This window comes from Pararhodospirillum oryzae (genome assembly GCF_007992075.1).
GTDB lineage: Bacteria > Pseudomonadota > Alphaproteobacteria > Rhodospirillales > Rhodospirillaceae > Pararhodospirillum > Pararhodospirillum oryzae.
On the sequence record NZ_BJZO01000184.1, the window covers coordinates 1 to 1,167 of the forward strand.

Genomic DNA, 1,167 nt, shown 5'->3' on the forward strand with positions numbered 1-1,167 from the left:
GGCGTAGCCATCGCCGTTGAAGTCGTTCCGGTTCAGCAGCGGGTTGTTGTAATCCGTCTGTCCTTCGTTTCCAATCGTCGAGATGACACTGATATTATCGATCGAAGCAACCGTGCCGCTGGACGCATAGGCGTTGATAACGAGTTGCGTAAAGGTTGAGTTCTCGAAAGCAGGGTGCATCACCCCCGACAACTGGTGATCCGAGGTGTGGACAATCTCGGATTCCCCGTCGGTGGTTTGCAAGATGGACGTCCGCACCCGGGCGTGAATCCCGTTGGTTGTCGATCCCGTGATATAAAAGCTGATGAACGAAAGGCCCGAGGGGTCAAGAAGCGCTTCGGGGGTGAACCAGGGGCTGGACGTGGTTGCATTCCAGCACCGCAGAGAAACCCCCTCCTGACTAATGGAAAGGTAGACCGGCGTTGATCCCGCGGCGCCATTTTGAAAACTGCCGAGCCCTATTTGGGCGCTTTGAGGAAGAACGCCGCCTTCGATAACCATGAAAAAAGAAACGCGAAAATCGCTCAGGAAAAAAACGTTATCAAAAACATCGGACCGGTACGACATGATGGGTTGGGCGCGGGCCATCGTTGTGCTTGACAGCCATTCGACAGGATAATGGCACAGATCGGCCCCGCTTAGCGTGCCATTCAGCGTGTGCCATTCGAAATCCTCTGAAAAGGCAAGCTCTTCGTTGCGTCCGACAACCTGAAAGTTATCCTCGCCGGGGATGACCCAGCCTTCACCCGGATACGCGCTCATGCTGTCCTCCTGCCCTTGTTCCGGTCTTGAAACAACAAACGACACGAAGCGGTCTGTCGCTCAGGGCAAAACACGCTTTACGGTTCCGACTGCCTTTCAAACGGTACGACTCACCCCGAGGCTGGTCAAGTTTAAGAATTGGCAAGAAAAAAGGATCGGAGCGCATTCCCATGAAAATGGACCGGCGAATGCGATTTGGTTTGTCGAGTTATCGCATGTCCGGGTTGCCGGAGCAGTGCCCATTTTGGATGAGAGTACTCGATCTTAAGGCGTACATTCTATTTCTGTAGAATCATCCAAAGGGCATGGGAGTCGTGCCGAGTCCTGATTTCTTGCGCAATGCTTTACACGTAGCGAAGGATATTCTGGGCGGTCCAGTTGGGGTCCAAGCCGCCCAATTGCTGG

At 53.8% G+C, this 1,167-nt stretch carries 1 protein-coding gene; it reads right to left on the minus strand.

All coding sequences use genetic code 11. From position 1 onward, the window contains the following. Positions 1-762 (minus strand): hypothetical protein (locus tag ROR02_RS16400; protein ID WP_147165111.1); only part of this gene is annotated, 762 nt, incomplete at its 3' end. Positions 763-1,167: the final 405 nt, after the last annotated feature.